Origin of the sequence: Komagataeibacter intermedius TF2 (assembly GCF_000964425.1) — a bacterium.
Lineage (GTDB): Bacteria > Pseudomonadota > Alphaproteobacteria > Acetobacterales > Acetobacteraceae > Komagataeibacter > Komagataeibacter intermedius.
This window is the reverse complement of the sequence record NZ_BANF01000326.1, coordinates 1-1,067: the sequence shown is the minus strand read 5'-3', so window position 1 is coordinate 1,067 and position 1,067 is coordinate 1. Positions and strand designations below refer to the sequence as shown.

General features: G+C 63.8%; 1 protein-coding gene. It reads left to right on the top strand.

Features of this window, described 5'->3' with window-relative positions; translation table 11 throughout:
- On the top strand, positions 1–1,067 hold a 1,067-nt coding region (locus tag B7449_RS17355), incomplete at both ends, for an MSMEG_0568 family radical SAM protein (RefSeq protein WP_244465775.1).

The following is a 1,067-nucleotide window of genomic DNA, read 5'->3' as shown; positions in this document are numbered from 1 at the left end:
ATTCCGACGCTCGGTACACTTTCTGGTCGCAAGCTCGTTACCGACCTGCAATCCTTCGGACTGCAGATCGGTGAGCAGACCGGCGGCATCGCCCGCAAGGGAGGCGCCGGTCCTTCGGATCACAAGACGATTACCATTGCAGGCCAGACCGTCATGGTCCCGGTCTATACATCTGGCGCGCAGCACTCACCATTCCAGGCCAGCCCGCCGGACCAGCACGGGGCCAGCACGCTGCTACGCGATGGGCAGACACTGGGCACGATACATTTTCCGGCCGCCCCGCGCTTTTATGGCCTGAGCACGGCGGACGGCATTCCCTACTGGAAGATCGCGCTGCTGCACGGGCGCGATACGCTGGCGACCACGGTGCACCAGACCTGCATCCGCTATGCCGACCGGCGCACGTCCTGCCAGTTTTGCGCCATCGGCCAGTCGCTGGAGGCTGATCGCACCATTGCCTACAAGACGCCAGCGCAACTGGCTGAGGTCGCCAAAGCCGCCGTGGAACTGGACGGCGTGCGCGACATGGTGCTGACCACCGGCACACCCAACGTGGTTGACCGGGGTGCAGCCGTGCTGGCGGAGTCAGCCCGTGCCATCAGGGCGGCGGTGGATCTGCCGCTTCAGGTTCAGTGCGAGCCTCCACGCGATCACCACTGGTTCCAGCGTCTGCGGGATGCAGGAGCGGACAGTCTGGGCATGCATCTCGAAGCTGCCACGCAGGCGGTGCGCGAGAAGATCATGCCCGGTAAGGCCACGGTCAGCGTCGATCGCTATATGGACGCCTTTGCTTCCGCCGTACCGATCTTCGGGCGCGGGCAGGTCAATACCTACATTCTGGCAGGCCTTGGCGACAGCGCCGAAGATATTCTGGCTCTGGCTGAACGGCTGATCGCACTTGGGGTCTATCCCTTCGTGGTGCCGTTCGTACCCATTTCCGGCACACCGCTGGAAAATCACGCACCGCCTTCCGCCGACTTCATGAAGTCCGTACTCGCACCGCTTGGGCGGATGTTGCGGGATGCGAACATGAAATCCACCGACATCCGCGCCGGGTGTGGCCGGTG